The sequence below is a fragment of the Streptomyces sp. MBT65 genome (assembly GCF_016612545.1).
In the GTDB taxonomy this organism is placed as follows: Bacteria; Actinomycetota; Actinomycetes; order Streptomycetales; family Streptomycetaceae; genus Streptomyces.
In genome coordinates this window covers 1-497 of record NZ_JAENRY010000755.1, presented here as the reverse complement: position 1 = coordinate 497, position 497 = coordinate 1, and the positions used below count along the sequence as shown (strand labels likewise).

Genomic DNA, 497 nt, shown 5'->3' with positions numbered 1-497 from the left:
ATCACGTCACATACCGCCCTCTCATATCGATGGGCGTGGCCACACACCGTCACACGTGCTCCTCCGCGGAGGCGGTGATGACGGGTTCGGGGCCGGCTGGCAGGAGTTCAAGCAGGAGGGTCACAGCCTCTTCGGCGGTCTCGACTTCGCCGATCACGGCGAAAGGACTGCGTTGGCGAACCTTGAACCGGCCGTTGCGCAAGGGCTCGATCGATCCGCCATGCACAATCCAGGGGTAGCTGGTGGAGCTGCTGAAGAGCAGGGCGAAGTGGCTGGTGAACGGATACAGGCGCCGGAGTCGTGGTTGAGCGGCGGCAGCCTCCAGCAGCGGAACGATGCCCGGATATGGGCGCCCGGGCGTGCGGATCTGATGTACTGCATGCCTCCACTGCCAGCTGAGCCGTAGGGACTGCCAATGAGCCTCGACAACGTCAGCCGGTCCGCGACTGCGTTCTGCAATTATGTCTGGCAGAACTAGGGCCCGTCTTCAAACTGAT

1 protein-coding gene is annotated in these 497 nt (G+C 63.0%); it reads right to left on the bottom strand.

Features of this window, described 5'->3' with window-relative positions; all coding sequences use genetic code 11:
- Positions 1-49: 49 nt before the first annotated feature.
- The gene (locus JHN63_RS53800) at positions 50-460 is read right to left on the bottom strand and encodes a DUF6193 family natural product biosynthesis protein (RefSeq protein ID WP_307782205.1); all 411 of its coding nucleotides are present in this window, start codon (positions 458-460) and stop codon (positions 50-52) included.
- Positions 461-497: the final 37 nt, after the last annotated feature.